This is a genomic window from Primorskyibacter aestuariivivens (assembly GCF_028023675.1).
Lineage (GTDB): Bacteria > Pseudomonadota > Alphaproteobacteria > Rhodobacterales > Rhodobacteraceae > Marinovum > Marinovum aestuariivivens.
Genome location: NZ_JAQIOZ010000007.1, coordinates 157,336 through 183,041 on the forward strand (window position 1 = coordinate 157,336; position 25,706 = coordinate 183,041).

At 62.3% G+C, this 25,706-nt stretch carries 26 protein-coding genes; 13 read left to right on the top strand and 13 right to left on the bottom strand.

The genetic code is table 11. The annotated features are described in order from the left end of the window. Positions 1-5 precede the first annotated feature (5 nt). From PGB28_RS09795 to PGB28_RS09810, 4 genes are all read right to left on the bottom strand, one after another. Positions 6-440, bottom strand: coding sequence for a hypothetical protein (locus PGB28_RS09795; RefSeq protein ID WP_271421334.1), 435 nt, complete (start codon positions 438-440; stop codon positions 6-8). 137 nt (positions 441-577) lie between these two features. Then, a complete protein-coding gene (locus PGB28_RS09800) occupies positions 578-2,185 on the bottom strand; it encodes a peptide chain release factor 3 (protein WP_271421335.1) in 1,608 nt (535 codons plus the stop codon). 70 nt (positions 2,186-2,255) lie between these two features. Then, positions 2,256-3,095: a universal stress protein gene (locus PGB28_RS09805; RefSeq protein ID WP_271421336.1), complete on the bottom strand. Its 840-nt coding sequence runs from the start codon at positions 3,093-3,095 to the stop codon at positions 2,256-2,258. Positions 3,096-3,215: 120 nt separating this feature from the next. Beyond that, complete coding sequence (locus tag PGB28_RS09810; protein WP_271421337.1) at positions 3,216-4,220, bottom strand: Hint domain-containing protein; 1,005 nt, start codon at positions 4,218-4,220, stop codon at positions 3,216-3,218. A gap of 176 nt (positions 4,221-4,396) precedes the next feature. On the opposite strand from PGB28_RS09810, the gene PGB28_RS09815 reads away from it, so the two are divergent. The 5 genes from PGB28_RS09815 (at position 4,397) to PGB28_RS09835 (ending at position 8,961) form a co-directional block, all read left to right on the top strand. Next, a complete protein-coding gene (locus PGB28_RS09815; protein ID WP_271421338.1) occupies positions 4,397-5,176 on the top strand; it encodes an SDR family oxidoreductase in 780 nt (259 codons plus the stop codon). Positions 5,177-5,180: 4 nt separating this feature from the next. Next, complete coding sequence (locus PGB28_RS09820) at positions 5,181-5,798, top strand: LysE family translocator (protein ID WP_271421339.1); 618 nt, start codon at positions 5,181-5,183, stop codon at positions 5,796-5,798. Next, on the top strand, positions 5,798-6,949 hold the full coding sequence (locus PGB28_RS09825) for a DNA alkylation repair protein (RefSeq protein ID WP_271421340.1): 1,152 nt from the start codon (positions 5,798-5,800) through the stop codon (positions 6,947-6,949). The genes PGB28_RS09820 and PGB28_RS09825 overlap by 1 nt, the downstream gene beginning before the upstream one ends. Positions 6,950-7,035: 86 nt before the next feature. Beyond that, positions 7,036-8,127 (top strand): ABC transporter ATP-binding protein, encoded by a 1,092-nt coding sequence (locus tag PGB28_RS09830; RefSeq protein ID WP_271421341.1) that lies wholly within the window; start codon positions 7,036-7,038, stop codon positions 8,125-8,127. Positions 8,128-8,220: 93 nt separating this feature from the next. After that, entirely contained in the window at positions 8,221-8,961 is a 741-nt protein-coding gene (locus PGB28_RS09835) for a SpoIIAA family protein (protein ID WP_271421342.1), read from the top strand. On the opposite strand, the gene PGB28_RS09840 is transcribed toward PGB28_RS09835, so the two are convergent. Further along, complete coding sequence (locus PGB28_RS09840) at positions 8,951-9,625, bottom strand: helix-turn-helix transcriptional regulator (RefSeq protein WP_271421343.1); 675 nt, start codon at positions 9,623-9,625, stop codon at positions 8,951-8,953. The two genes, PGB28_RS09835 and PGB28_RS09840, sit on opposite strands and share 11 nt — an antisense overlap. Before the next feature lie 209 nt (positions 9,626-9,834). Here PGB28_RS09840 and PGB28_RS09845 point away from each other — a divergent pair, with 209 nt between their 5' ends. The 5 genes from PGB28_RS09845 to PGB28_RS09865 are packed head-to-tail and all read left to right on the top strand — an operon-like array spanning position 9,835 to position 12,830. Continuing rightward, positions 9,835-10,059, top strand: a complete 225-nt coding sequence (locus tag PGB28_RS09845; RefSeq protein WP_271421344.1) for a twin-arginine translocase TatA/TatE family subunit — start codon at positions 9,835-9,837, stop codon at positions 10,057-10,059. A 6-nt stretch (positions 10,060-10,065) separates the two neighbouring features. Continuing rightward, the gene (tatB, locus tag PGB28_RS09850) at positions 10,066-10,545 is read left to right on the top strand and encodes a Sec-independent protein translocase protein TatB (RefSeq protein ID WP_271421345.1); all 480 of its coding nucleotides are present in this window, start codon (positions 10,066-10,068) and stop codon (positions 10,543-10,545) included. Continuing rightward, positions 10,542-11,474, top strand: coding sequence for a twin-arginine translocase subunit TatC (gene tatC, locus PGB28_RS09855; protein WP_271421346.1), 933 nt, complete (start codon positions 10,542-10,544; stop codon positions 11,472-11,474). Before tatB ends, tatC begins: the two co-directional genes overlap by 4 nt. After that, positions 11,474-12,325: an ATP-binding protein gene (locus PGB28_RS09860; RefSeq protein ID WP_271421347.1), complete on the top strand. Its 852-nt coding sequence runs from the start codon at positions 11,474-11,476 to the stop codon at positions 12,323-12,325. Before tatC ends, PGB28_RS09860 begins: the two co-directional genes overlap by 1 nt. 19 nt (positions 12,326-12,344) lie before the next feature. Next, positions 12,345-12,830, top strand: a complete 486-nt coding sequence (locus PGB28_RS09865; RefSeq protein WP_271421348.1) for a GNAT family N-acetyltransferase — start codon at positions 12,345-12,347, stop codon at positions 12,828-12,830. Positions 12,831-12,854: 24 nt separating this feature from the next. Here PGB28_RS09865 and PGB28_RS09870 read toward each other — a convergent pair whose 3' ends face one another. The 8 genes from PGB28_RS09870 to PGB28_RS09905 all read right to left on the bottom strand — a co-directional run bounded on the left by PGB28_RS09870 (position 12,855) and on the right by PGB28_RS09905 (position 22,564). Next, positions 12,855-13,748 carry a 2-oxo acid dehydrogenase subunit E2 gene (locus PGB28_RS09870; RefSeq protein WP_271421349.1) on the bottom strand — a complete coding sequence of 298 codons (894 nt, stop codon included), beginning with the start codon at positions 13,746-13,748 and terminating at the stop codon, positions 12,855-12,857. 5 nt (positions 13,749-13,753) lie between these two features. Then, positions 13,754-15,178 (bottom strand): NAD-dependent succinate-semialdehyde dehydrogenase, encoded by a 1,425-nt coding sequence (locus PGB28_RS09875; protein ID WP_271421350.1) that lies wholly within the window; start codon positions 15,176-15,178, stop codon positions 13,754-13,756. A 15-nt stretch (positions 15,179-15,193) separates the two neighbouring features. Beyond that, the gene (locus tag PGB28_RS09880; protein ID WP_271421351.1) at positions 15,194-16,522 is read right to left on the bottom strand and encodes a biotin/lipoyl-containing protein; all 1,329 of its coding nucleotides are present in this window, start codon (positions 16,520-16,522) and stop codon (positions 15,194-15,196) included. Continuing rightward, entirely contained in the window at positions 16,512-17,507 is a 996-nt protein-coding gene (locus PGB28_RS09885; protein WP_271421352.1) for an alpha-ketoacid dehydrogenase subunit beta, read from the bottom strand. The genes PGB28_RS09880 and PGB28_RS09885 overlap by 11 nt, the downstream gene beginning before the upstream one ends. A gap of 11 nt (positions 17,508-17,518) precedes the next feature. Beyond that, complete coding sequence (locus PGB28_RS09890) at positions 17,519-18,526, bottom strand: thiamine pyrophosphate-dependent dehydrogenase E1 component subunit alpha (protein ID WP_271421353.1); 1,008 nt, start codon at positions 18,524-18,526, stop codon at positions 17,519-17,521. Positions 18,527-18,613: 87 nt separating this feature from the next. Continuing rightward, complete coding sequence (locus PGB28_RS09895; RefSeq protein WP_271421354.1) at positions 18,614-19,924, bottom strand: M24 family metallopeptidase; 1,311 nt, start codon at positions 19,922-19,924, stop codon at positions 18,614-18,616. A gap of 64 nt (positions 19,925-19,988) precedes the next feature. Continuing rightward, positions 19,989-20,798 (bottom strand): SDR family NAD(P)-dependent oxidoreductase, encoded by an 810-nt coding sequence (locus PGB28_RS09900; protein ID WP_271421355.1) that lies wholly within the window; start codon positions 20,796-20,798, stop codon positions 19,989-19,991. A 17-nt stretch (positions 20,799-20,815) separates the two neighbouring features. Then, complete coding sequence (locus PGB28_RS09905) at positions 20,816-22,564, bottom strand: ABC transporter substrate-binding protein (RefSeq protein ID WP_271421356.1); 1,749 nt, start codon at positions 22,562-22,564, stop codon at positions 20,816-20,818. 304 nt (positions 22,565-22,868) lie between these two features. Here PGB28_RS09905 and PGB28_RS09910 point away from each other — a divergent pair, with 304 nt between their 5' ends. From PGB28_RS09910 to PGB28_RS09920, 3 genes are all read left to right on the top strand, one after another. After that, positions 22,869-23,816 carry a sugar ABC transporter substrate-binding protein gene (locus PGB28_RS09910; protein WP_271421357.1) on the top strand — a complete coding sequence of 316 codons (948 nt, stop codon included), beginning with the start codon at positions 22,869-22,871 and terminating at the stop codon, positions 23,814-23,816. A gap of 77 nt (positions 23,817-23,893) precedes the next feature. Then, complete coding sequence (locus tag PGB28_RS09915) at positions 23,894-24,691, top strand: SDR family oxidoreductase (protein ID WP_271421358.1); 798 nt, start codon at positions 23,894-23,896, stop codon at positions 24,689-24,691. Between the two features lie 35 nt (positions 24,692-24,726). After that, positions 24,727-25,701 (top strand): ABC transporter permease, encoded by a 975-nt coding sequence (locus PGB28_RS09920; protein ID WP_271421359.1) that lies wholly within the window; start codon positions 24,727-24,729, stop codon positions 25,699-25,701. The last annotated feature ends 5 nt before the right edge of the window (positions 25,702-25,706 follow it).

Consider the following 25,706-nt stretch of genomic DNA (forward strand, 5'->3'; position numbering starts at 1 on the left):
CCTGCTTACTCCACGAGAATGGCGTCTTTGAGGCGAAACAACTGCAATGTTTCGGGACTTTCGTTAAATTCCAGTTGCCCGCGCAGGGTGATTTTTTCGAATTCTGCCAGATCAGGCATGGGGCGTTTCGAGGTGACTTCAAGCACCGGACCATAGCCGCCCGAGCCGCAGAACGGGCAATCGGCCGGATCCTCGACCAGCAGGAATTCGGTGATTTCACCCTGCGCCAGAACGGGCACGAAAAAGCCCGTGATTTCAAAGTCTTTCGCGGCGGCCTTCAAGGGTTCGGGGATGGTCTTTTCGACCCGCCAATTGTCGCCCTCGATGATCTCTTTGAATTCTGCCGTGTTCAGCAATTGCCATGCGTCTTCGCGGCCCTCGGCCCAGAGGGCGGATGCAGCAAGCAGGAGAGTGGACAGGATCAGGGACGCAAATCGCATGGGCACCTCATTGATTTCGCCACACTATAGGTGAGGCGCCGTACCCCTGCAAAACCGGTTTTGACCAATCGGCGGAAAAGCACTTTGAGGTCGCATGTCCGTGGAGCGAAACTGGTCCCAGCTTTTCGCGACCTGCGTCAGACCAGCATTTCCTTGGTCGCCGACAAAGTCACATCTGGGTAATCCCGCTCGATCCGGTCAATGTCCCATTGCAGCCGGGTGAGATAGACCACGTCGCCGTCATTGTCATGGGCGATATGCTGTTTGTTGGCGTTGATGAACTTGTCCAACGCCAGTTTCTCGCCTTTGGCCCAGCGGGCGGAGGTGAACTGCGACGGCTCAAACCGCACCGGAAGCCCGTATTCCAGCTCGATCCGGCTCGCCAGCACTTCGAATTGCAGCGCGCCCACGACGCCCACGATAAAGCCCGAGCCGAACATCGGCTTGAACACCTTGGCCGCACCTTCCTCGGCGAATTGCATCAGCGCCTTTTCCAGATGCTTGGCCTTCATCGGATCGCCCGCCCGGCAGGTCTGAAGCAGCTCCGGCGCGAAAGAGGGGATACCCGAGACGCGCAATGCCTCGCCTTCGGTCAGGGTGTCGCCGATGCGCAACTGCCCGTGGTTCGGGATGCCGATGATATCGCCGGCCCAGGCCTCTTCGGCCAGTTCCCGGTCCGAGGCAAGGAACAGAACCGGGTTCGACACCGCCATCGGTTTCTTTGTCCGCACATGGGTCAGCTTCATGCCGCGTTTGAAATGGCCCGACGCCATGCGCACAAATGCCACCCGGTCGCGGTGCTTGGGATCCATGTTCGCCTGAACCTTGAAAACAAAGCCGGAAACCTTTGTTTCTTCTGGGCAAATCTCGCGCGGGGTGGCGCGTTGCGGCTGCGGTTCGGGCCCGTAACTTCCAATCCCGTCCATCAATTCCTTGACCCCGAACGAGTTAATCGCAGAGCCGAACCAGATCGGCGTCATATGCCCTTCGAGCACCGCCTGCGGATCCAGCGCGGGAAGGAGTTCGCGCGCCATCTCGATCTCTTCGAGGAACGGCTCCAACAGATGCGCAGGCACATGTTCGGCCAGTTTCGGATCGTCCAGCCCTTTGATCTCCACGCTTTCGGCCACCTTGTTGCGGTCGGCGCGGTCCATCAGTTCGAGCCGGTCGCGCAGGATGTCATAACAGCCGATGAAATCGCGCCCTACGCCAATGGGCCAGCTTGCGGGCGTCACGTCGATGGCGAGGTTTTCCTGAATCTCGTCGATGATCTCGAACGTATCGCGGCTTTCGCGGTCCATCTTGTTACAGAAGGTCAGGATCGGCAGGTCGCGCAGACGGCAGACCTCGAACAGTTTCTGCGTCTGGCTTTCCACGCCTTTCGCGCCGTCGATCACCATCACTGCCGCGTCCACCGCTGTCAGCGTGCGATAGGTGTCTTCGGAGAAGTCCGAGTGACCGGGGGTATCGACAAGATTGAAGCGGAATGTCTTGAAATCAAAAGACATGGCCGAGGCCGAGACCGAAATGCCCCGGTCCTGTTCCATCTTCATGAAGTCCGAGCGCGTGCGCCGGGCCTCGCCCTTGGCGCGCACCTGTCCGGCCATCTGGATCGCGCCGCCATAGAGCAGGAATTTCTCGGTCAGCGTCGTCTTGCCCGCATCCGGGTGCGAGATGATGGCAAAGGTGCGCCGCCGGGCAATCTCGGCGGGCAGATCGGGGCGGTTTGGAGCGGCGTCTAGCATGGCCGCGCGTATAGGCGCGGGGCCGGGCTTTGGCAAGCGTGCTGCGGCGGCCCGGCCGTCACAAAACGGCCTATTTGGTCGGGCGTCTGACCACGAGGACGTCGCAGGGCGGGCTGCGCATCAATTCGCTGGCGACACTGCCCAGAATTGCACGATGGGAGCCCACGCGCCCATGCGCGCCCACAATGATCAGATGCGCATCTTCGCGCCGCGCCACTTCGGCCAGAACGGTGGCCGCACTGCCTTCGACAATCTCGGTCGGTTCCAGCGCGTCAGGCAGGTAATTGCCTGCCCGCCAGGCCGCGTCGTCCTGTTTCGGCTCCAGGCTGAAGCTTTGCAGCAATTCATCCGCGCTGCTGGTCTGGGCCAGCATGCCCTTATAGGGCACAAGCAGCGCGTGCACCGGCACGATCCGCGCGCTAGGGGCAATATGTGCGGCCATATGGGCGCCCGCCGTGCCATTGGGCGAGAAATCAGCGCCAAGAATGACCGTCTCATACATGCGTTCATCGCGGTCAGCCGCCACAAGCACCGGCACATGCGCCAGCCGCGTGATGCGCTGCGCCGTGGTTTCGCGCAGAAGGTCCAGAAAGCCGCGTTCGCGATGGGTGCCAAGCACCAGAAGATCGGGGTCCTCCTTGCTGACCTCGGCCAGAATGTCGCCGGTCGGGTCGCCGGGGAGCACGCGCAGCTCCCATGTCACACCGTCGCCAAGCGTCTCGCAAAAGCGCGTCAGCGTGGCTTTTGCGTCCGAGACGAGATCCTGCACAATGGTCAGCGGGAGGGCGTCGTCAATAACGCTCAACACGATCAGCCGGGCCCCATGCGCCCGGGCCAGTGCAAAGCCGCGCCGGAGCGCCACATCGCCGCGATGGGACATGTCAGTCGTGGCAAGGATGGTGTTGAGCATGATCTGGCCTCCGGTATCTGAGCAAACCAGTCAGATATGGGGGGCCAAAACTTCGGTTCAAGCGGTGTCGGCTGCGCAAGGATGCCGCAGACCACGTTTTTTCATGTCTGGCGAAACCATTTACCGGCTGGAGGCGCGTTTGAGCAGTTCCACCGCATCCGGGCGGCGGGCCATCGCCTCGCTCAGTTCGAAATCGGCGCGCAACCGGTTGGAATGGGTCGGCAGCGCCGTGGCGAGCCGTTTGTCCAGCTCCTGTGGCAGGGCGGCACGCGTGCGGCTGTCGACCAGCAGCGTTTCGGCGGCGATGCCCTCGGCATAGATGATCTGATGTTCGTCGAACAGCAGTTGGAAATAATCCACATAACCGCCCTCGGCCCGGCGGACGGTGTCGCCATTTACCAGATGGCGCGCCTTGACCATCAGTTCGGAGCGGCCTGCACCGAATTGATCGCGGCGCTGATAGATGAACAGCCGGTGGTCGGGGCTGACGAGCAGGTCAGAGCTGTTGTTCAGCGTCCCGGCGGCAATGCGGATCGGGGCGAAATCCCCAGCGGCGCGTTCGGTGGTCTGGCCGATCCAGCGCACCGGCTGCGGGCCATCGTCGCGGGTCAGGACCTTGTCGCCCTCGCGCAGCTCCTCGACCGGCTTCTGTGCGCCGGTGGCCAGCGTGATCATGGTCCCGCGCGTAAAGGAGACACAGGCCACCTGGGCGAATTTGCGCTCTGATTTTTCGGTGTCGATGCCTATGATCCGGTAATCGGTCTTGGGCGACATGTGCCCAAGCGGCAGGCCATAGATATTGGCGACAAGCCCGAGATCGTCCACCTCCACCAGCACGACAACATCGACCGTTGCCCCGTCATTGCCCATGAAGCTGATACAGCAATCCAGAACAAGCTCGGCCCCTGCATGGCCCAGTGGCGAGGTTTCGCAGATGCGCATCGTGCGCGGGCTGATCTGGCGGACGACAATGGCGCTGCGCTGTGCCGTATCATTCAGGTGGTACACGTCATCGCATTGCAGATCGTCCGCAATGCCAAGGAAATCCCCGAGATTTGCCCCGTCCACCACGCTCAGGGCATCCATCTCGAAAACACTGAGGGATTGGGCAACGGTGCGCGACATGATCAATAAACTCCGAAACCAAACCTGCCGCCCCATGTGGGCGGCGTATGACAGACAGTTTCAACTCTCATCCATGAATGTGGCACCACTTGGAACAGGGCACGGCCATTTACAGGCATTGCCATTTGGCCAAGGCTAGGCCGATATAGGTGCAAAGGCAAACAGGGAGAGAGCTTATGGATCTGGGGATCAAGGGAAAACGCGCCATTGTCTGCGCGGCGTCCAAGGGGCTGGGCCGCGGCTGTGCCATGGCGCTGGCTGAAGCGGGGGTCGATCTGGTGATCAATGCGCGCGGGGCCGAGGCGCTGGAAGCCACGGCCGCCGAGATTCGCGCCGCCCATGATGTCGAGGTGACGGCGGTCGCGGCCGATATCACCACGGACGAGGGGCGCGCCAGGGTGCTGGAGGCCGCGGGCGACGTGGATATTCTGGTCAATAACGCGGGCGGCCCGCCGCCGGGCATGTGGACCGATTGGGACCGCGAAGACTTCATCGCCGCGCTGGATGCCAACATGCTGGCGCCGATCGCCATGATCAAGGCGCTGGTCCCGGCTATGATGGAGCGCGGCTGGGGCAGGGTGGTCAATATCACTTCGGTCTCGGTGAAATCGCCGATCCCGGTTCTGGGCCTGTCCAATTCGGCGCGCGCGGGGCTCACGGGCTATGTGGCGGGCACCTCGCGGCAGGTTGCGGGCAACGGTGTCGTGATCAACAACCTGCTGCCGGGTATTCATGCCACGGATCGCGCGGAGTCGCTCGACAAAGGCGCGGCGGAGCAACAGGGCATCACCGTGGACGAGGCCAAGGCGCAGCGCTGTACGACAATCCCCGCAGGCCGCTACGGCACGCCCGAGGAGTTCGGAGCCACCTGTGCCTTCATGTGCTCGCAATATGCGGGGTTCATGATCGGGCAAAACGTGCTGCTGGATGGTGGGGCCGTGAACACCACCATGTAATCCCATGATTGACCTCTGGCTTTTCGCGCCCGCCTGTCTGGCGCTGAACCTGACATTCGGGCCTTCGAACCTGCTCGCGCTGACCCATGGGGCGCAGCGCGGGGTGGGTTTTGCCTGTGCCGCGGCGCTGGGCCGAATGGCCAGCTTTGCGCCGATGATTGCATTGTCAGGGTTGGGGCTGGGCGTGCTGCTGTCGGCCTCGGCGGCGGCGTTCACCCTGGCGAAACTGGCGGGGGCGGGCTACCTGATCTGGCTGGGCTGGAAGCTCTGGCGCGCGCCTGCGCCAGAGGTCGAGATGGTTTCAGGCACCGGGCGGCGCGGGCTGATCCCCGCAACGCGGCGCGAGGCGTTGGTCGCACTGGGCAATCCCAAGGCGATCCTGATCTTTGCCGCCTTCTTCCCGCAATTCGTGGACCCCAATGCCTATTGGACCAGCTACGCCATCGTGGGCGGTGTCTTCCTGCTGTTGGAGATGGTCGCTGTTGCGGCCTATGCGCTGGCCGGGCAGGTGGCCGCACGACGCGCGACACAGCATCTGGGCAAGCTGCACAAGCTGTCAGGCGCAACGATGATGATATTCGGACTGGCGCTGGCGCTTGCCCGCAAGCCCGGTGCCGCGTGATGGCGCGGGGGCCGGATGGCAAGGGCGGCGGGGCTGGTTTTTCGCTGGCAGATCAGCTGTTTAACGCCGAGACCCTGGGCCAGCTTGCCGGTGAGTTCGCCGCAGGCGTGCCGGGGTTCGACGCAGAACGCTACCTGGCGGAAGTCCTGCCCAAACTGCCCGATCTGGAACTGATGGCGCGGATGGAGGCGATGGCTGATGGGCTGGAAGCGCAACTTGCCCCGGATTTCCCCACCATGGCCGAGCAGGTGCAGGCCGCCATGCCCGCGCCGCTCGACCCGACGCGCCGCGATGATGATTTTGGTCAGTTCATCCATGCCATGCCGGGGATACTGGCGGTGCGGCATGGGCTGGAGGCACATAGAGACCGGGCGCTGGACCTGCTCTATGAAGCCACGCAGCGCTTTTCCATGGAGTTCTATATCCGCCCTTTCCTCAATCACTGGCCCCGCGAAACGCTGGACCGGCTGTCGCATTGGGCGGGGGACGACAATTACCACGTTCGGCGTCTGGTCAGCGAAGGCACGCGGCCAAAACTGCCCTGGGCCAAGGCGATCACACTCGACCCGCTTGTGCCGCTGACGCTGCTGGACCGGCTGCATGCGGATGAGACCCGCTTTGTCACAAGATCGGTCTCCAACCATCTGAACGATATATCTAAAATCGCTCCGGATGCGGTGTTGGAGCGGTTGGAGACCTGGCAGCGGCACGGGCGGCAGGGGGCGAAAGAAATGAAGTGGATGACCCGGCACGCGCTGCGCAGTTTGATCAAACAGGGCCATCCCGGCGCGCTTGCGGCGCTGGGATACCGGGGTGACGCGCCGGTGAACGTGACCTTGACCCTCGCCGAGCCCGAGATCGCGCGCGGCGACCCGCTCCGGTTCGATCTGCAGCTCACAGCGGGGGAGCGCGTGCCGGTGCTGGTGGATTACATCCTGTGGTTCCGCAAAGCTGACGGCGCGCTGAAACCCAAGGTGTTCAAGCTGAAACAGACCGAGGTCACGCCCCGCGCGCCCGTGACGCTGTCCAAGACCCACAAGCTGAAATGGGACGCCACGACATTCCGGCTCTATCCCGGTCTGCAACGGCTGGGGGTGCAGGTGAATGGCCGGGTGATCGTGGAGGCGGAGTTCACGCTGCTGGATGGTTAGGCGCCACGGCTTGCGCCCCTCCGGCGGGCTTGCTATCTGCGGGGAAGTCCGATTGTTTTGATCGGAAAACCAGGAAGAGGCAGGCCTTGCAGCCCGAGAAAATCCCGCCACGTCTGGAAATCCGCAATCTTGTCCGCGACTTTGAGGGTCGCCGGGTGGTGGACGACGTGTCCCTGCAGATCCAGCCGGGGCAGGTGACCTGTCTTCTCGGCCCGTCGGGCTGTGGCAAATCCACGACGCTGCGCATGATCGCAGGCGTGGACATGCAGGACGCGGGCGAGATCTATGTCGATGGGGAGCTGATCTGCGACACGGTATTCCGTGTCCCGCCCGAGCGGCGCTCCATCGGGCTGATGTTTCAGGACTTCGCGCTCTTTCCCCATCTCAGCGTCGGCAAGAACGTGGCGTTTGGTCTGGACGGCAAGGGGCCGGAGGTTCAGGACCGGGTGCGGGAGATGCTGGGCCGCGTGGGGCTGGCCAACTATATCGATGCCTATCCGCATGAGCTGTCGGGCGGCGAACAACAGCGTGTGGCGCTGGCCCGTGCGCTGGCACCGCAGCCCAAGATCATGCTGATGGATGAACCCTTCTCGGGCCTCGACAACCGGTTGCGCGACGGTATCCGTGACGAAACGCTTGAGCTACTCAAACAGGAAGACACCGCCGTCCTTCTGGTCACGCATGAGCCGGAAGAAGCGATGCGCATGGCCGATGAGATCGCGCTGATGCGCGACGGCAAGATCGTGCAGCAGGGCGCGCCCTATAACATCTACCGCGCGCCGATGGATAAGGCGGCGGTCGCTTTCTTCAGCGATATCAACGTGATCGAGAGCGAAGTGAATGGCGCGCTGGCGGTGACCCCCTTTGGCCAGTTCCTTGCGCCGGGCTATCCGGATGGCTCAAGGGTCGAGATCGTGTTCCGGCCCCAGCATATGGGGATCGATTTTGACCGGGGTGGCCTGGGTCCGGCCCCGACACCGGAACGCGGGCGCGCGGCGCGCGGGGTGGTGGAACGCGCACGCTTCATGGGGTCGGAGAGCCTTGTGGAATTTCGCATGGATCATGACGGATCACGGCTCAGGGCCACGGTGCCGAATGTCTTCCTGCCCAAACAGGGCACGCCGCTCTGGCTGACCATCCGGCGCGACCGCTGTTTTGTCTTTCCCAGGCAGGACTAGGTGCCGGGTCGTGGGTCGTTGATCCGCGTCAAGTCGTGCAAGGCCATTCGGTGGTAGACTGGGCGGGCAGTGAACCTGAAAGGGGGCCACGCCATGATCGATATCGACATTCGCGACCGCGAGAACATTGCCATCATCACGCCAAAGGGGCGGCTGACCGCCGCATCCATCGCGGAGCTGGCAGAGCGGATCAACAGCTATATCAATGAAACCGACCGGGTGCCGAACCTTGTCATTCACGCGCGTGACCTGCCGTTCTGGCAGGATTTTGATGCCCTGCGTGCGCATCTGAATTTCGTGAAGAACCACGAAAGCATCGTGCGCAAGGTCGCGTTGGTCAGCGACAGCAAACTGCTTTGGGTGGCGCGGGTGCTGGTGGATCAGTTCGTCGGGGCCAAGGTGCGGCGCTTTAACGAAGATGCCATCGACGACGCCATCGGCTGGGCGCAGATGGAAGAGGACAACCCGGGCACCATCACCGAGATCGATGGATTTCCGGCGGATGTGATCGCCATCGAATTGAACGGTTTGATCACCTCGCAGGATTATACCGACATGCTGGTGCCGCTGGTCGCGGAACGGGCCAAAGCGCATGACAAGCTCAAGCTGCTCTGCGTGATGGGGCCTTATTTCGATGGCTATTCCGCTGGGGCCATGTGGGATGACATGCGGTTTGGATTCGGCCACCTGACCACGTTTTCGCGCATCGCGCTTGTGACCGATCACGACTGGATCCGCACCGGGGCGAAATTCTTTGGGGTGATGATGCCCAGCGAAGTCGTGGTCTTCGATATGGCGGAACTGGAGGATGCGAAAGCGTGGATCAGGGCGTAGCAGGCCCGTCAACGCTTTGGCGATAATCCTGCAGCCGTTTGCCCGGCTCATCCACGAACAGCCCCGCAACCGGGCTCAGCGTGTCGATCTGGTCGATGCGGAAGCTGGCAAAGGCATCCGTCGTCTCGCTCCACCCGACACAGGCCCAGATGCGGCCCCAATAGCGCAGCTCCAGCGGCCGCAGCAGGTGCTGGGTCCCGTCGGTCATGGCGATGCGCAGCTTTTGTCGGGCGCGCACGGCGGCGCGAAAGGCGGGCATATGGCGAAAGCCGCGCGCGGCCTCCTCGAACGGGTAGGCGGCAAAGCCGAACTGTGCGGGGGCGGCGCGGTCCTCGGGTAGAAGCGCGTCGATCTTGGACGACAGCGCCCGGGCGGCCCCGGCCAACTCGGCCTCGCCGGTCTGGCCTACCACCGCAAGACCCAGATGCAGCGCCTCAAGCTCGGCCTCGGTCAGGTTGATGGGGGGCAGGGTGATCGCCTCCAGCGCGGCATAGCCCAGCCCGCGTTCCCCGATCACCGGCACGCCACTGTCGATCAACGTGTCCATGTCGCGGTAGATCGTGCGCACCGAGACGCCAAGATCGCGCGCGAGGTCCTCGGCCCGGTGGCGCGCACCGTCCTTGAGACGCTCCATCAGCCGGTACAGCCGGTCGGCCCGTTTCATGCGATTCGCGCTCCGATTCGAGGGTAAACTGACATTATTTTGTCACCTGACAGAATAATGTCAAAAAGCTCTCGATTTTCCCGTTCAAATTGACCCGGGCGGGCGGTTTTGGCGCTTTCACGAGCCCGCGGAAAGCAATATGACGGGGGCAATTCAAGGGGCACGACCCATGCGCGGGCCCCGGACTATTCCAACCGGAGACTGAAGACATGCTGAACAATATCGGACTTCCCGGCCTTCTCCTGATCGCCGTTGTCGTGCTGGTGCTTTTCGGGCGCGGCAAGATTTCCTCGCTCATGGGCGAAGTGGGCAAGGGCATTACCGCCTTCAAGAAAGGTGTGAAAGACGGCACCGAAGAGCTGGAAAACCAGGCGGCGGAAGAGGCCAAGGACGTGACGCCCGAGGAAGACGCCAAAGACAAGGACAAGGTGTAAGCGCCGATGTTCGATCTGGGCTGGACCGAGTTGCTGGTCATCGGGATCGTGGCGCTGATCGTCGTCGGTCCCAAGGACTTGCCCGTATTGTTCCGCAAGGTCGGGCAGTTCGTGGGCAAGGCCAAGGGCATGGCGCGCGAATTCAGCCGGGCGATGAACGAGGCCGCCGATGAAAGCGGCGTGCATGACGTGGCCAAGACTTTCAAGACCGCGACCAACCCGATTGGCTCGGCCATGGACGGGGTCAAGGACGCGGCGCGCAAGGTGACGGACCCGCTGGAAGGGATCGACCCCTACAGCGAGACCGGTAAACTGGCCGCCGAGCGTGCCGAAAAGGCCAAGAAGATTCAGGAGGCCACCGCCCGCGCCGCGGCCCAACGCAAAAAGCGCGAGGCCGAAGAGGCGCTCAAGGCGGCAGAAGCCGAGCTTGAGGCCTATACGCCCAAGGACGCGCCTGCGTCCAAAGACACGAAAGACGACGCATGAGCGCCACCGACGACGAGATCGAGGATTCCTCTGCCCCGCTGATCGAGCATCTGGCGGAGCTGCGCAACCGGCTGATCCGCTGCGTGGTCTATTTCCTCATCGGCATGGTGATCTGTTTCACCGTGGCGACGCCGATCTTCAATTTCCTGACCGCGCCGCTGTGTCAGGTGTTGGGCGAACGCGGGCAGGATTGCGACCTGATCTTCATCTCGCCTCAGGAAGGCTTCTTCGTCGCGATCAAGGTCTCGCTTCTGGGCGGCTTCATCCTTGCTTTTCCGTTTATTGCCAACCAGATGTGGCGCTTTGTTGCGCCCGGTCTCTACAAGTCGGAAAAGGGTGCGTTCCTGCCCTTCCTGATTGCCTCGCCTTTCATGTTCTTCCTTGGTGCGGCGTTCGCGTTCTACGTCGTCACGCCGCTGGCTTATGACTTCTTCCTAGGCTTCCAGCAATTTGGCACCGAGGGCGAGGCCGTGGTGGGCGAAGAGGTCGAACAGGGCCTGTCCGTGGTCTTTCAGGGTTCTGCGCAGGAATACCTGAATCTCACCATCAAGTTCATCGTGGCCTTTGGTCTGTGCTTCCAGCTTCCCGTTCTGCTCACGTTGATGGGCAAGGCCGGGCTGGTGAGCGCCAAGGGGTTGGGCGAGGTGCGCAAATACGCGGTGGTGGGCATTCTGGTGCTGGCCGCGCTTGTGACGCCGCCGGATGTGATCACCCAGATCATCCTCTTTGTCGTGGTCTACGGTCTGTATGAGGTGTCGATCTTCCTTGTCGGGCGGGTCGAGAAGAAGCGCGAAGAAGAGCTCAAGGAACAGGGCCTGTGGTTCGAGGATGAACCGGACACAGACAACGACCCGATGATGGACGAATTCGACGAGGATGAGGCCGATATTGCCGACGCTGAAGATGGCGGTAAGGCGGACAAGTCCTGATGGGCAAGAAGACCCTGAAACGGATTGCTGCGGCGCTGGAGCGAATGGCCCCGGCGCCGCAGGAAGCCCCCGATTTCGACGCTGCCGACGCCTTTGTCTGGCATGTGGAACCTGACCGTCTTGAACCTGTGCCTCAGGTCAGTCGTGTGGGCATCGAGCTTTTGGTCGGCGTGGACCGGTCGCGCGACACGCTTCTCGCCAACACGCTGCAATTCGCACGCGGTCTGCCCGCCAATAACGCGCTTCTCTGGGGTGCGCGGGGGATGGGGAAATCCTCGCTGGTCAAGGCTGTCCATGCCGATGTGATCCGGCAAGGCGCGCCGCTCAAGATCGTGGAGTTGCAGCGCGAAGACCTGCCCTCGGTGGGCCGCTTGCTGAACCTGCTCAGGGGCCGCGCGGAACGGTTTCTGCTGTTCTGTGACGATCTCAGCTTCAGCCATGACGACCAGCATTACAAATCGCTCAAGGCGGTGTTGGACGGTGGCATCGAGGGGCGGCCCGACAACGTGGTGTTCTATGCCACCTCCAACCGCCGCCACCTGATGCCCCGTGACATGATCGAGAATGAGCGCTCAAGCGCCATCAACCCGGCCGAAGCGGTCGAGGAAAAGGTCTCGCTGTCGGACCGGTTCGGGCTGTGGCTTGGCTTCCATCCCTGCTCGCAGGATGACTACCTGTCGATGATCCGCGGCTATTGCGATGCCTATGGGGTCGAGATTGATGACGAGACCCTGCGCGCCGAGGCCATCGAATGGCAGGCGACGCGTGGCTCGCGATCCGGTCGGGTGGCGTGGCAGTTCTTTACCGACCTTGCCGGGCGCAAGGGCGTGACGCTGGGGCTGTCCGGCTGACCGCGTTGAGGATGGTCACATGACACGGACAATCCGCGATCTCGATGCGATAACCGACCTCGACCTTGTTCGTGCCTTCTATGCGGAAGCGCCGGATTACTGGCTTCTGGCCGAAGGGCAGGCACCGGATGAAAGCAAGATCAGGGGATTCTTCACCGATGGCCCGCCCGGCTGTGACCCGGCGGCATCCCATCGTCTTGGGCTGTTTCTGGACGGTCGGCTGTCGGGTTTGGCGGAGTTGTCCTTCGGGTTCCCTGAACCGGGGGACGCCTATCTTGGCCTGATGATCCTTGGCCCCTGGGCGCAGGGCGCGGGGCATGGCCGGGCGTTTCTGGCCCATGCCGAGGGGCTGGCCCGGGCGCGCGGCGCGGCTGCGCTGTATCTGGCGGTGTTCGAGGCCAATTCAGGCGGGCGCGCTTTTTGGGAGCGCGAGGGATTTGCGGCCACCGGGGTCAGCGGCCGCAATGAGCATCATGTCCTGCACCGGCTGGTCAAACACCTGTAGAGTGCCGGGCAGGGGGCGTGCGGATCAGACCATGATGCGCCGGGGATCGGCGATCAGACCGGCCAGATAGGTCACGAAACGCGCCGCATCCGCGCCATTGATCACCCGGTGATCATAGCTCAGATCCAGCGGCACCATCGGCACCGGGCGCGGTGTGTCGCCGTCCCACACGGTCACGGTCTCGGTTCGGGTGATACCCAGGATGGCCACCTCGGGCGGGTTGACGATGGGTGTGAACCCGATACCGCCGATGCCGCCAAGGTTCGAGATCGACATGGACGCGCCGCCCATCTCGTCCGGGCCGACCTTGCGGTTCTGTGCGCGCGAGGCAAGGTCGGTGATTTCCGCCGCGATCTGCCACAGGCCCTTTTTGTCCACGTCACGGACCACCGGCACCATAAGCCCATGCGCGGTGTCCACGGCGATGCCGATATGCACATAATCCTTAAGGATCAATGTCTTGCCATCGGGCGAGAGCGAGGCGTTGAAGCGTGGGAACTCGCGCAGCGCCCGCGCCAGCGCCTTGGCCTGAAACGCCAGCGCGGTGAGTTTCACAGCGCGCGCCTGTGCTTCGGACTTCAATGATTTGCGCAGCGCCTCGATGGCGCTCACATCGGCGCGGTCATGATGTGTGACCTGCGGGATCAGCGTATTGGCCGCCGCGAGGTTGGCCGAGGCCACCTGTGCAAAGCGGCTCATCGGCTCCTCAGATACCGGGCCATACTGGCTGTGATCCACATCCCAATAGGAGGTGTCACCTGCCGGGCCGGAGGCGGCAGCGGCAGCGGGCTTTGCGCCCGCCTCCAGATCTTCGCGCCCGATGGTGGTCCGGCCCAGCGATTTGGCCAGCGCGTCGATGTCGATCCCTTTCTGCAGCGCCAGCGCGCGCACGGACGGGGCGGCTTTGACCTCACTCATCGCGCTCACCATGCCGCCGAGATGTACTGGGTTTCCATGAATTCCAGCATGCCCTCATGCCCGCCTTCACGGCCCAGACCCGACTGTTTCACGCCGCCAAAGGGCGCGGCGGGGTCGCTGACCAGCCCGCGATTGAGCCCGACCATGCCGTATTCCAGCCGCTCGCAGACCTGCAGCGCGCGTTTGAAGTCACCCGAAAAGACATAGGCGACAAGCCCATATTCGGTGTCATTGGCGCGGCGGATGACCTCTTCCTGATCCTTGAAAGTCTGGATCGCGGCCACCGGTCCAAAGATCTCGTCGCGCACGCATTCGGCGTTTTCCGGCACGTTCGACAGCACCGTGGGCGGGTAGTAGAACCCTTTGCCTTCCGGCACCTTGCCACCACATTCGACCGACGCGCCCTTGGCCACCGCGTCGGCAACAAACTCGGCCACCTTGTCGCGCGTGTCGGCATTGACCAGCGGGCCGACATCGACGGAGGGATCGGTGCCGTCGCCCACCTTGAGCGCGGACATCGCGGCGGTGAGACGTTTGGTGAATTCATCGGCGATGTTTTCATGTACATAGATGCGGTTCGCCGCTGTACACGCCTCGCCGAGGTTGCGCATCTTGGCCAGCATCGTGCCCTCGATGGCAACATCCATATCGGCATCGTCGAACACCACGACAGGCGCGTTGCCGCCCAGTTCCATCGCCGGTTTCAGCACCTGATCGGCAGCACCCTTAAGCAGCTTCTGGCCCACGCCGGTGGAGCCGGTGAAGCTGACCACGCGCACGCGCGGATCATGCATCAGGTGATCGACCAGCGCGCCGGTGCGGCGCGAGGGCAGCACGTTGACCAGCCCCGGCGGCACGCCCGCTTCTTCAAGCAGCGGCATCAGCGCCAGCATGGTCAGCGGGGTTTCCGAGGCCGGTTTGATGATCACCGCGCAGCCTGCGGCCAGCGCGGGCGCAATCTTGCGGGTGCCCATCGCCGCCGGGTAGTTCCACGGCGTCACCAGCACGGCAAGGCCCGCGGGCTTGTGCTGCACGACAATCCGCGCGCCAGACGCGGGGGCATGGGTGATCAACCCGTCGGCGCGCACGGCTTCTTCCGCGAACCAGCGGAAAAATTCGGCGGCATAGGTGGCTTCGCCCTTGGCGTCCGCGCCCGCTTTGCCGTTTTCCAGCGTGATCAGGTTGGCAAAGTAATCGAGCCGGGCGGTCATCAGTTCCCACGCCTTGCGCAGCACTTCCGAGCGTTCGCGCGGTGTGCGCGCGGCCCAGTCGGCCATCGCCGCCTCGGCGGCGTCCAGCGCGGCATCGGCATCAGAAATATCGGCAGACGCGACCGAGGCCAGAACCTCTTCGGTGGCCGGATTGATCACGTCAAAGCGTTCCGACGTCTTGCGCCATTCGCCATTGATGTAGAGATCGGTGAATTCCATAATATTCTCCATGGGCTAGAGCAGGTGGCGGAGCGGTTGCTCCATGCGGCCCGCGAATTCCGAGATGAGGCCGACGGCCTCGGTGGCGCTGAGTTGGTGGCCCGCGCATTCCAGCGTGACGCACAGCCCAACATCCCTGCGCGTCAGGGTCAAGACCGGCGCGGTTTCCGCACCAAGGGACACCGTGCTGACCCGGCTCATGCGCAGGTCGCGCAGGATCAGGTCGGGCGCGCTGTCGTCTTCGGCGTCGGTGATGGCACCGAAAGGCCCGGCAGGGACGTAATAGGCGTGGCTTTGGCCGAAACGTTCGACCGACACGGTTGCCATTTCCCGCCCAAGGCTGGCTGCGGCAAGTCCCGCAAGCAGCGCATTGGTGTCGCTCAGACCCGATGTCTCTGCGGCCCAGGCGGCGAAGGCGTCAAAGCCGTCACTCGGCAGGTCCGCCGTCAGGTGGCGCGATGCCTCTGCCGCTCCTGTCGACGCTTGTGCGGAGGGCAGCGCCTTGAGCACCTCGATATCAGCGACGTGGAACGGCTGCGGATGTCCCGCCTCAACCAGCCGGTTCAGGTCAAGCCCCTGTTCCAGCGCCAGACGCCGCGCCTTGGGCGAGGCGAGAATGCGGCCATCAGCGCGTGCCGGCGCGGGCGCCTTGGTGGCGGCCGGTTTCGGTGCGGGCTTGGTCTCTGGCTTTGCGGCAGGGGCGGTTTCGGCCTTGGGCGCGGAGCTTGGGGCGGCTTTGGCCCCGGATTGGCTGCGCTGCACGGGCGCGTCTGGCTTCTCGGTCGAGATGATCGCGATGGTGTCGCCCACCGGGGCCTCTTCGCCCGCCTCGGCCAGAAGCGCTGCGACGAACCCGTCATGCCCCGCTTCGACCTCCATGGTGGATTTGTCGGTTTCCACCTCGAACAGGATGTCGCCAGCCGCCACCGCATCGCCCGGGGCCTTGTGCCATGCGACAAGCAACCCGGTGTCCTGGGCCATACCAAGCGCGGGCATGATGACTTCCTTGCCATCGGGCAGGGCGGTGTCGTCTGCGCCCGCATCGTCCGCTGCGGCCTCGGTCGAAGCCGCAGGCGCGGCATGCGCGATGCTGCCGCTATCCTCGGCACTGTCCGAAATCAGCGCAATGACATTGCCCACCGGAACCTCGGCCCCGGCCTCGGCCTGCACATCGGTGAGGAAGCCATCGGCGGGGGCCTCGACCTCCATCGTGGCCTTGTCGGTTTCCACCTCGAAGAGCGCATCGCCCGCCTTGACCGCGTCGCCGGGGCTTTTCAGCCAGCTCACGATCAGACCGGTGTCCTGCGCCATCCCGAGGGCGGGCATGATCACCTCATGCGGCATGGATCATCTCCCCGGACATGAGTTTGCGGGCGTTCTCTGCCACCGCTTCGGGCGTGGGCACTGTGATGTCCTCAAGCGCCGGGCTGAAGGGCACCGGCACATCCATCGCGCCCATGCGCAGCACCGGCGCGTCGAGATGGTAAAAGGCTTTCTCGTTGATGCGGCTGGCAATTTCGCCAGTGATGCCAAAGCTTTGATGGCCTTCGTCCACGACAATCACGCGGCTGGTCTTTTTCGCCGACTTGAGCAGCGCGGCCTCGTCCAGCGGCACGATGGTGCGCGGGTCGATCACTTCGGCCTCGATGCCTTCCTTGGCGAGGATTTCGGCGGCTTTTTCGCAGACCTGCACCATCGACGAGGTGCCGATCAGGGTGATGTCCGCGCCTTCGCGCTTGATATTGGCCTCGCCAAAGGGGATCAGGAACTCCTCTTCGGGCACCGGGGCCTTGTCGTTATACATCAGCTTGTCTTCGAAGATCACCACCGGGTTGTTGTCGCGGATGGCGGTCTTCATCAGGCCCTTGGCCTCATAGGCCGAGGAGGGCATCGCAACCTTGAGACCCGGGATATGGGCCACCAGCGCATGCAGCGATTGCGAGTGTTGCGCAGCAGAGCGGCGGGTCGCGCCGAGATTGGTGCGCAGCACCAGCGGCACGCTGAGCTTGCCGCCGGACATGTAATGCGTCTTGGCGGCCTGGTTGCAGAGCTGATCCATGATCAGGTAGATGAAGTCGCCGAACATCAGGTCGACCACGGGGCGGGACCCGGTCATGGCGGCGCCGACGGCGATGCCCATGAAACCCGGCTCGGCAATGGGCGTGTCAACCACGCGCTCGGTGCCGAATTCCTCGACCAGACCGGAGAGCACCTTGAACGGCGTGCCCGCCTCGGCCACGTCCTCGCCGATGATGAAAACGGTCTCATCCCGGCGCATCTCTTCGGCGAGCGCTTCGTTCACCGCCTGGGACAGGGTAATATTTCGCATGATGTGTCTCCTCAGGCCGTGTCGCGCAGCAGCGCATGGGGAATGTCGGTAAAGACGTGCATGTCGACTTCGGATTCGTCCGGATACTTGGCGTTCAGCGCGTATTCGACGGCGTCCGATGCATCCTTCTTGATCTCTTCGTTCATCGCCTCGATCTCATCTTCGGAGGCAATACCTTCCTCGACGAGCCAGGAGCGGAAGCGGATGATCGGATCCTTGTTTTCCTTCCAGTCCTTTTCCTCGTCCTTGGAGCGATAATATTCGCGGTTGATGTCGCCCACATGGTGGCCGTGGTAGCGATAGGTCATCAGTTCCATGAAGAACGGGCCTTCGCCCTTGCGGGCGCGTTCGACCAGTTTCTGGGTCAGCGCATTGACGGCAAGCACATCCTGCCCGTCCACCTGATGCGCCTCGATGCCAAAGGCTTCGGCGCGGGCGGTGATGGAGCCGGCGGCGATTTCCTCGGTCTTGGTATACTCAGAGTAGCCGTTGTTTTCACAGGCATAGATCACCGGCAGGTTCCACAGCGCGGCCATGTTCATGACCTCGTACATCAGGCCCTGTGCGGTGGCACCGTCGCCAAAGAAGCAGACGGTCACGTCCTGTTTGCCCAGCAGTTTCGAGGTAAAGGCCGCGCCGGTGGCGATGCCCATGGAGCCGCCGACGATGGCGTTGGCCCCAAGATTGCCGTTGGACTGGTCGGCGATATGCATCGAGCCGCCCTTGCCCCGGCAATAGCCTTCTTCCTTGCCCAGAAGTTCGCAGAACATCTCCTTGAACTCCGCGCCTTTGGCGACGCAGTGGCCGTGACCCCGGTGGGTCGAGGTGATCTTGTCATCCTTGGTGAGCGCTTCGCAGATGCCCACGGCCACGGCCTCTTCGCCGGAATACATATGGGTCAGCCCCGGCATTTTGGCCGAGAGGTAAAGCTGGTTGGCATTGTCCTCGAAGGTGCGGATGCGCACCATCTGGCGGTACATGCGCAGATAATCTTCGGTGTTAGTCTTGGCTTTGGCCATAGCGGGTTTCCCCCTTGAACGGGCGCCGGGCAAAAGCCCGGCCTACATCATCGGCGGTTGGCCGGGCAGTGCGCCCGGCCTTCCGTCTCAGTAACGGTTTGCGATCGGCAGCTCTTCGGCCGGGAAGAGCGAGATGACCTCGCAGCCGGTCTCGGTCACCACCACCTCTTCTTCGATCCGTGCGGCTGAATAGCCGTCCGTCGCAGGGCAGTAGGTTTCCAGCGCAAAGACCATGCCGGTCTTGATCTCCATCGGGTGCTCCATGCTCACCGCGCGGGAGATGATCGGGCGTTCGTGCAGCGCCAGACCCAGCCCGTGGCCGAATTGTAGACCAAAGGCCTGATCCTCGTTCGCGAAACCAAGCGATTGCGCCGTCGGCCAGACCTCGGCCACCTTGTCGGTGGTCACGCCCGGTTTGATCATCGCGATGGAGGCGTCGATCCATTCGCGCGCCTTCACATAGGCGTCGTTCTGCGACGGTGTCGCGCGGCCCACGTTGAAGGTCCGGTAATAACAGGTACGATAGCCCTGATATGACTGGAGAATGTCAAAGAAAGCCTGATCGCCCGGCCGGATGAGCCGGTCGGTGAAGTTGTGCGGGTGCGGGTTGCAGCGTTCGCCGGAAATGGCGTTGATCGCTTCCACATCGTCCGAGCCCATCTCGTAGAGCAGCTTGTTCGACATGGCGACGATGTCGTTTTCGCGCACGCCGGGTTTCAGCTCTTCGTAGATCATGTGGTAGACGCCATCCACCATCGAGGCGGCCTGGGTCAGAAGCTGGATTTCGTCCCAGTTCTTGATCTCGCGCGCCGCCAGCATGATCTGCTGACCGTCGACGACGTGAATGCCCTCTTCCTGCAGCGCATGGAACATCGCCGTTTCGGCATAGTCCACACCCACCGGCATATCGGCCATGCCCGCATCCTTGATCAGCTGGGCGATCATCTTGGCGTATTTTTTCATCAGGCCGAATTCCGGCGGGATGGTGCCGCGCATGCCGACAACACCGGCAAGACAGTGATCGGGCTCAAGCCAGTCGGAATAGCGCTGGTGATGCACCGCCGCCGAGCCGAAATCCCAGACATAGGGGCTGTCATCGCCGGTGAGCAGGCAGAAACGGCACATCTTGTCCCGTTCCCATTCGCCGATCTTGGTCGAGGTCACATAGCGGATGTTGTTCACGTCAAAGAGCAGCAGCGAACCGGCAGGCGAGTTCTGCAGGCTCTGCCGCGTGCGGGCGAGACGGTAACGGCGCAGGCGGTCATGGTCGACGCGGCGCTCGAAATCGACCGACGAGTGACCCCAGGCTGGGATCTTGTCGCGCCATTCCCAGTTGGTTTCAAGGTCCTGCGGGGTGAGCAGGTTGGGCATAAGGGCATTGCCGGGACGTTCTGACATTGGAAACTCCTTTCGGGTGCGGCCATGCGCACCCGCATTTTGCTGAAAAATCTGCGGTTGCGGCCTATTTCGTCACCCAGCCACCGTCGATCGAGATCATCTGACCGGTCATGTAGTCGCTGTCATCCGAGGCCAGGAACGAGGCGGTGCCGACGATATCCTTGGGATAGGAGACGCGCTTGATCACCAGGTTGTTCTCGACGATATCGTCATAGGCCTGACCTTCGCGCTCCTTGAAGCCAATCTCGATCAGGTCCTTGTCAAGCTGCTCCCAGAGCGGCGTGATCACGACGCCCGGTGCATAGCCGTTCACGGTGATGTTGTGCTCGGCCAGACCCAGCGCGCCGCATTCGGTGAGCGCGAGACAGCCGTATTTCGAGGTGCAGTAAACCGTCACATCGACCAGCGGCTTGCGCGAGGCAATCGAGCCCACATTGATCAGCTTGTAGGGATGATCTTCCATCGGACCCTGGGCGATCATCTGGCGGGCCACTTCCTGCATGCCCAGCCACATCGCCTTGGTGTTGACGTTCATGATCATGTCCCAGTTGTCTTCATCGATATCCATGAAGAACCGGGGCTTGTTGAGACCGGCGTTGAACAGACCCACATTGATCGAGCCAAACGCCTCGACCGTGGCGGCGACGGCGGCGGCGTTGTCTTCGCGGCTCGTCACGTCCATTTTGACGGCGATCGCCTTGCCGTTGCCCGCCGCGTTGATGGCGTCAGCGACTTTCTGCGCCTCGACGCCATCGAGATCGCCAATGCAGACATTGGCACCCTGGGCGGCAAAAGCCTCGGCATTGGCCTGACCCATGCCGCGAGCACCACCGGTGATCAGAATATTCTTACCTTTCAGGCGATTGGGGTCCATTGTGTCTCCTCCTCAAGTCACAGTGTTCTGTTTGGTATTATCAAGGCATCCGCCCGGGACTGGGCGGCGCGCAAGGCTTCGCGCGGGGTCGTGAAGCCCCGCAGCATGTCGTGAAATTCTTCGCCGCAGATCTGGATCAGCCCGCAGAATTCGGGAACCGGCGGGCGCGGCCAGAATTGCAGCTCGTCGCGCCAGGACATGGCGTCCACGGCCTCGAAAATCGGCGAGGCGCGGCGCACCTCCGGGTCGGAGCCGACGGAATAACGCGGATTGGTGCGGCTGCCGTTCTGGACATAGAGTTTCTGCGCCTCGGGTGATGTGAAGACTTTGAGCGCCTCGACCGCCGCAGGCACCCGTTCGGGGGCAAGGTTGGCGGGAATGCCCATGGCATATCCACCGACCGGGGCCACCTGTTTCGCGCCGGGGCCCGAGGGATGCGGCAGGTATCCGGTCTGGCCATTGGCGGGCGAATTTTCGTCCAGTTCGAAATAGGGGGCCAGAAGCGTGTAGCCATAGGCCATCGCGATCTTGCCCGCCGCGTAGGGGCGGACCCGCTCATACCATGACATCGACAGGATATCGGGCGGTGAATATTTCAGAAGCTCCAGCAGGAACTCAGCCGCCCTCAGACCCGCTTCGGTATCTATGGTCGCGTGGTAATCGCGATCGGCCAGATGATCCGTTTCAAACCCACCGGCGATTTCAGGCAGGTTGACCACGGGCTGGCCGAAATCCGCCATGGTCATCAAAACCGTATGGCCAAGCGCCGTGCCACGCGCGGCGTTCCATGCAATGCCATAGCGCCCATGGCGCGGGTCATGCAGTGTCTCGGCGGCCTGCAAGAGCGCGTCGGTCGTGGCGGGCGGCTCCAGCCCGGCCTCGGCAAACATGTCCCGGCGATAGAACAGCAGCTCCGGCGTGGTTTGCGCCGGCACGCCATAGGGACGTCCGCCCCAATGCGTGGCTTTCCAGCCAGCGGTGTGAAAGTCCGCCGGGTCCAGCCTGGCGAGGTCCATGACCTGATCCAGCGGCATCAGCACATTCTTGTCAGCGAATTCGCCAACCCACGGCAAATCCACCGCGATAATATCATATTGGCTGTTGGGGCGTTCGGCGTTGCGCAGCGCTTCTTCGCGCAGCCGGTCGATGGAAAAGGCGCGCTGGCTGATCCCGGTGCCGATCACCTGCTCGAACTGGCGCTTTAGATTGTCCATCACCATGAAGGTCGGGTCGCCATGCACCAGCACCCGCAGCCCGCCCGAGACCTTGAGCGGCTCCGAACGCACGCTCAGCGGCGGAATGGATTTGGCGGCGGAATAGCTGCCGCCAAAGTAATAGTCGCGGCCTTCCTGCGTCCCCGACAGGCCCGCGAACCGCGTCTGGGCAAGGCGCTGCACGCGGCCCGACAGCTGCATCCACTGCGCCAGGAGCTTGTCGCTGGGATGCATGGAAAAGCTTTTGCCGGTCTTGGTGCGCGGGCGCTGTTCGATCAATCCCGCCTCGATCATCTCCTTCATCCGGCGATTCGCCGTGGCATAGGGCACACGGCTTGCCCCGATCAGGGAGGTGGGGGTGATGGTCTTGGCTTCGAAATGCCCCTCGATGAGATGCAGAGCCATGCGCAGATGCGCGTTGGGCGCAACAATATCCAGCGAGGATTCCAGCTCGTCACTCAAATCTTCCAGAAAGGACAATATCGCCAGCGGCTCGGCATTCGCCTGTGGCGACCCCTTTGCGCTTTGCTTATGTCCTGCCATGGCGTTCATGAGTGAATGAGACCTTCCGCCAGTATGGCGCGTTATGGATGGTGGGTTCCTGTCCGATCTGGATGAATTGGAATCGTTCACATCGGCTCCTTCCGAAAATGTCCAAAGTGACAGCCAAAGGGTATGCCCTATGCATCCAAAATGGATATATAAAAGTTCATATCGGATATATTTTGTACATTTTGGGCGGGCGGGAGTCGGCACTCTACATGCAATCGCCCGGTATATCGGGGGATGAAGCGGCGCCCGGGAGGGGCGTCCGGGAGATCAAGACCAACACGTCATTATCTGGGAGGAAACCCGAATGAAACTGCGTATGACCCTTGCTGCGACCACCGCCATGTTCCTGGCTGGCGCGGCGACTGCCGAAACCATGACCATCGGCATCACGCAAAACAACGTCGGTGTGGACAGCTATCAGACCACATACGAAAAAGCCTTTATCGAAGCCGCTGAAGCCAACGAGAATGTCGAAGCGGTTGTTCTGGACGCCGGTGGCGACGTTGCCCGTCAGATCGCGCAGATGGAAGACCTCATCCAGCAGGAAGTTGACGCCATCATCATCTGGCCGACCAACGGCGAAGCGGTGATCCCGGCGGTGCGTAAAGCGCATAATGCGGGCATTCCGGTCATCGTGACCAACTCGAACATTGCCGAAGCGGGCTTTGACTTTGTCGCGTCCTTCTCCGGTCCCGACAACATCACCCAGGGCAAGCGCTCGGCCGAAATCATGTGCGACAAGTTCAAGGCCATGGGTATCGAGAACGAAGCCAAGGTTGTGCACATCACCGGCCAGCCCGGCTACACCACTGCCATCGAGCGTGCCAAAGGCTTTGACGACCGTCTTCCCGAGGTCTGCCCGAACGTAGAGCAGATCGACAAGCAGCCCGGCGACTGGAACCGCGAGAAGTCGCAGAAAGTCATGGAAGCCTTCCTCGTCAAGTATGACGACATCGACGGCGTCTATGCCGGTGACGACAACATGGGCGTTGGCGCTCTGAACGCCGCCAAGGCCGCGGGCCGCGAAGGCATCATCTTTGTCGGCGCGACCAACTTTGCCGTGGGCTACGAGGCCATGGAGCGTGGCGAATACTGGGGGTCGATCTACCAGTCGCCCGTGGATGACGCCAAAGCGGCTCTGAAAACCGCCATCGAAACCCTCGAAGGCAAGGAACTGCCCTTCCTGAACTACTTCGACACGCCGAAGATCACCCAGGACAACATGGGCGACTTCACCAAGCCGGTCTTCTAAGACACGCTTGTTACGACGGGCGCGGCATATGCCGCGTCCGTTTTTTCTTGATTTGTCAAAAAACTGGGGAGGGCGTCATGTCCCGTGTTGCCGGTCGTTCCTGCATTGTTACGGGCGCTGCCCAGGGTATTGGGCGTGCCATTGGCGAGGCACTGCTTGATGAAGGTGCCGATGTCTGTTTCGCGGATATCAATGGCGACAAGGTCGCCGAAGTGGCCAAGGCGAATGCCGAACGTGCCGCGCAAGGAGGTGGCAAAGTCACCCATTTCAAAGTGGATGTAACCGACCGGGCGCAGGTGCGCGCGATGATCGACCACACGGTCGGACAGTTCGGCAAGCTGGATGTGAAATTCAACAATGCCGGCGTGAACAAGCCGATGAACTTTCTCGATGTGACCGAAGAAAACTGGCGCTTTATCAATGATGTGAACGGACTGGGCTGTCTCATCGGGATGCAGGAAGCCGCCCAGCAGTTTATTCGTCAGGGCACATTCGGCAAGATCATCAACACTGCATCGATTGCCAGCCGACAGGGCTTTGACAATGTGGCACCGTACTGTGCCTCGAAATTCGGGGTTGTCTCGCTGACGCAATCGGGCGCGCGGGATCTGGCCAAACATGATATCACCGTGACAGGCTTTGCGCCGGGCGTGGTGGCCACAGAGATGTGGGAACAGGTCGATCAGGACCTGATGGCCATCGGCGCAGCCGAACGACCGGGGCAGGCAATGGAAGAGTTTTCCGCCGAGATCCTCAAGGGCCGCGTGGCCCGGCCCGAGGACATCACCGGCACGACGACCTTTCTGGCGTCGAAAGACAGCGATTACATGACAGGTCAGATCGTGATGATCGACGGCGGCATGACGCTGGTATGATATGCGCCCGAAGGGGCGAAAGGGGAGGTACATTCATGGCAGGGTTGACCAAGTCACAGATCGGCGGGTTCCTGGCGCGGCAAGGCATTCTTGTCGCCTTTGCGCTGTTCATCATCGGTTTCACGATCGCAAATCCGCGCTTCATTGATCCCGACAATATCATGGGCGTCGTACGCTCATCCGCGATCCTCGGGGTCATGGCGCTTGGCGTGACCTTTGTGGTGATCAGCGGCAATCTCGACCTTTCGGTGGGGTCGATGATGTCCTTTTCGACCATCGTGGTCCTTGATCTGCACGACAAGATCGGGCCGACACTGGCCATTCCGACGATGTTTGCCATGACGCTGGCACTGGGGGCCTTCATCGGCTTCCTTGTGGCGTTCCTGAAGCTGAACTCACTGATCGTCACGCTCGGCATGCTGTCGGCCATTCACGGCCTGACGCTGACCTATTCGGGCGGCAAGAACATGGATATCGCCGACAAGGAAGGAACGTGGTTTTCCGTCTTCGGCCAGGGGGACATTGCGGGCATCTCGGTGCCGATCCTGATCTTCCTGCTTCTGGCGCTCGTCCTTGGCGTCGTGCTGGCCAAGACGCCGTTTGGCCGCAAGGTCTATGCGGTGGGTGGTAATGGCACGGCGGCGACATTCTCGGGCGTGCGTCGCGCGCGGGTGGTGTTCATGTGCTACATCATCAGTGCCTTCTGCGTGGCCACCGCGGGCCTGCTTCAGGCATCCCGCTCGCTGGGTTCGCAAAACACCGTGGGACAGGGGCTTGAGCTTGAGGTTCTGGCAGCGGTCATCCTTGGCGGCGCGTCGCTTCTGGGCGGCTCCGGCACCATCTTCAAGACCGTCATCGGGGTTCTGATCCTCGGTTTCATCACCAATGGCCTGCTGCTGGTCGGGTTGCAGTTCTATGTCCAGTTCGTCGTGACCTGGGTCATCATCATCCTTGCTGTCTGGCTCGATATCGCAGCCAAGCGCGGCAAGCTTTGGTCGCCGATCGCGTAAGGGGG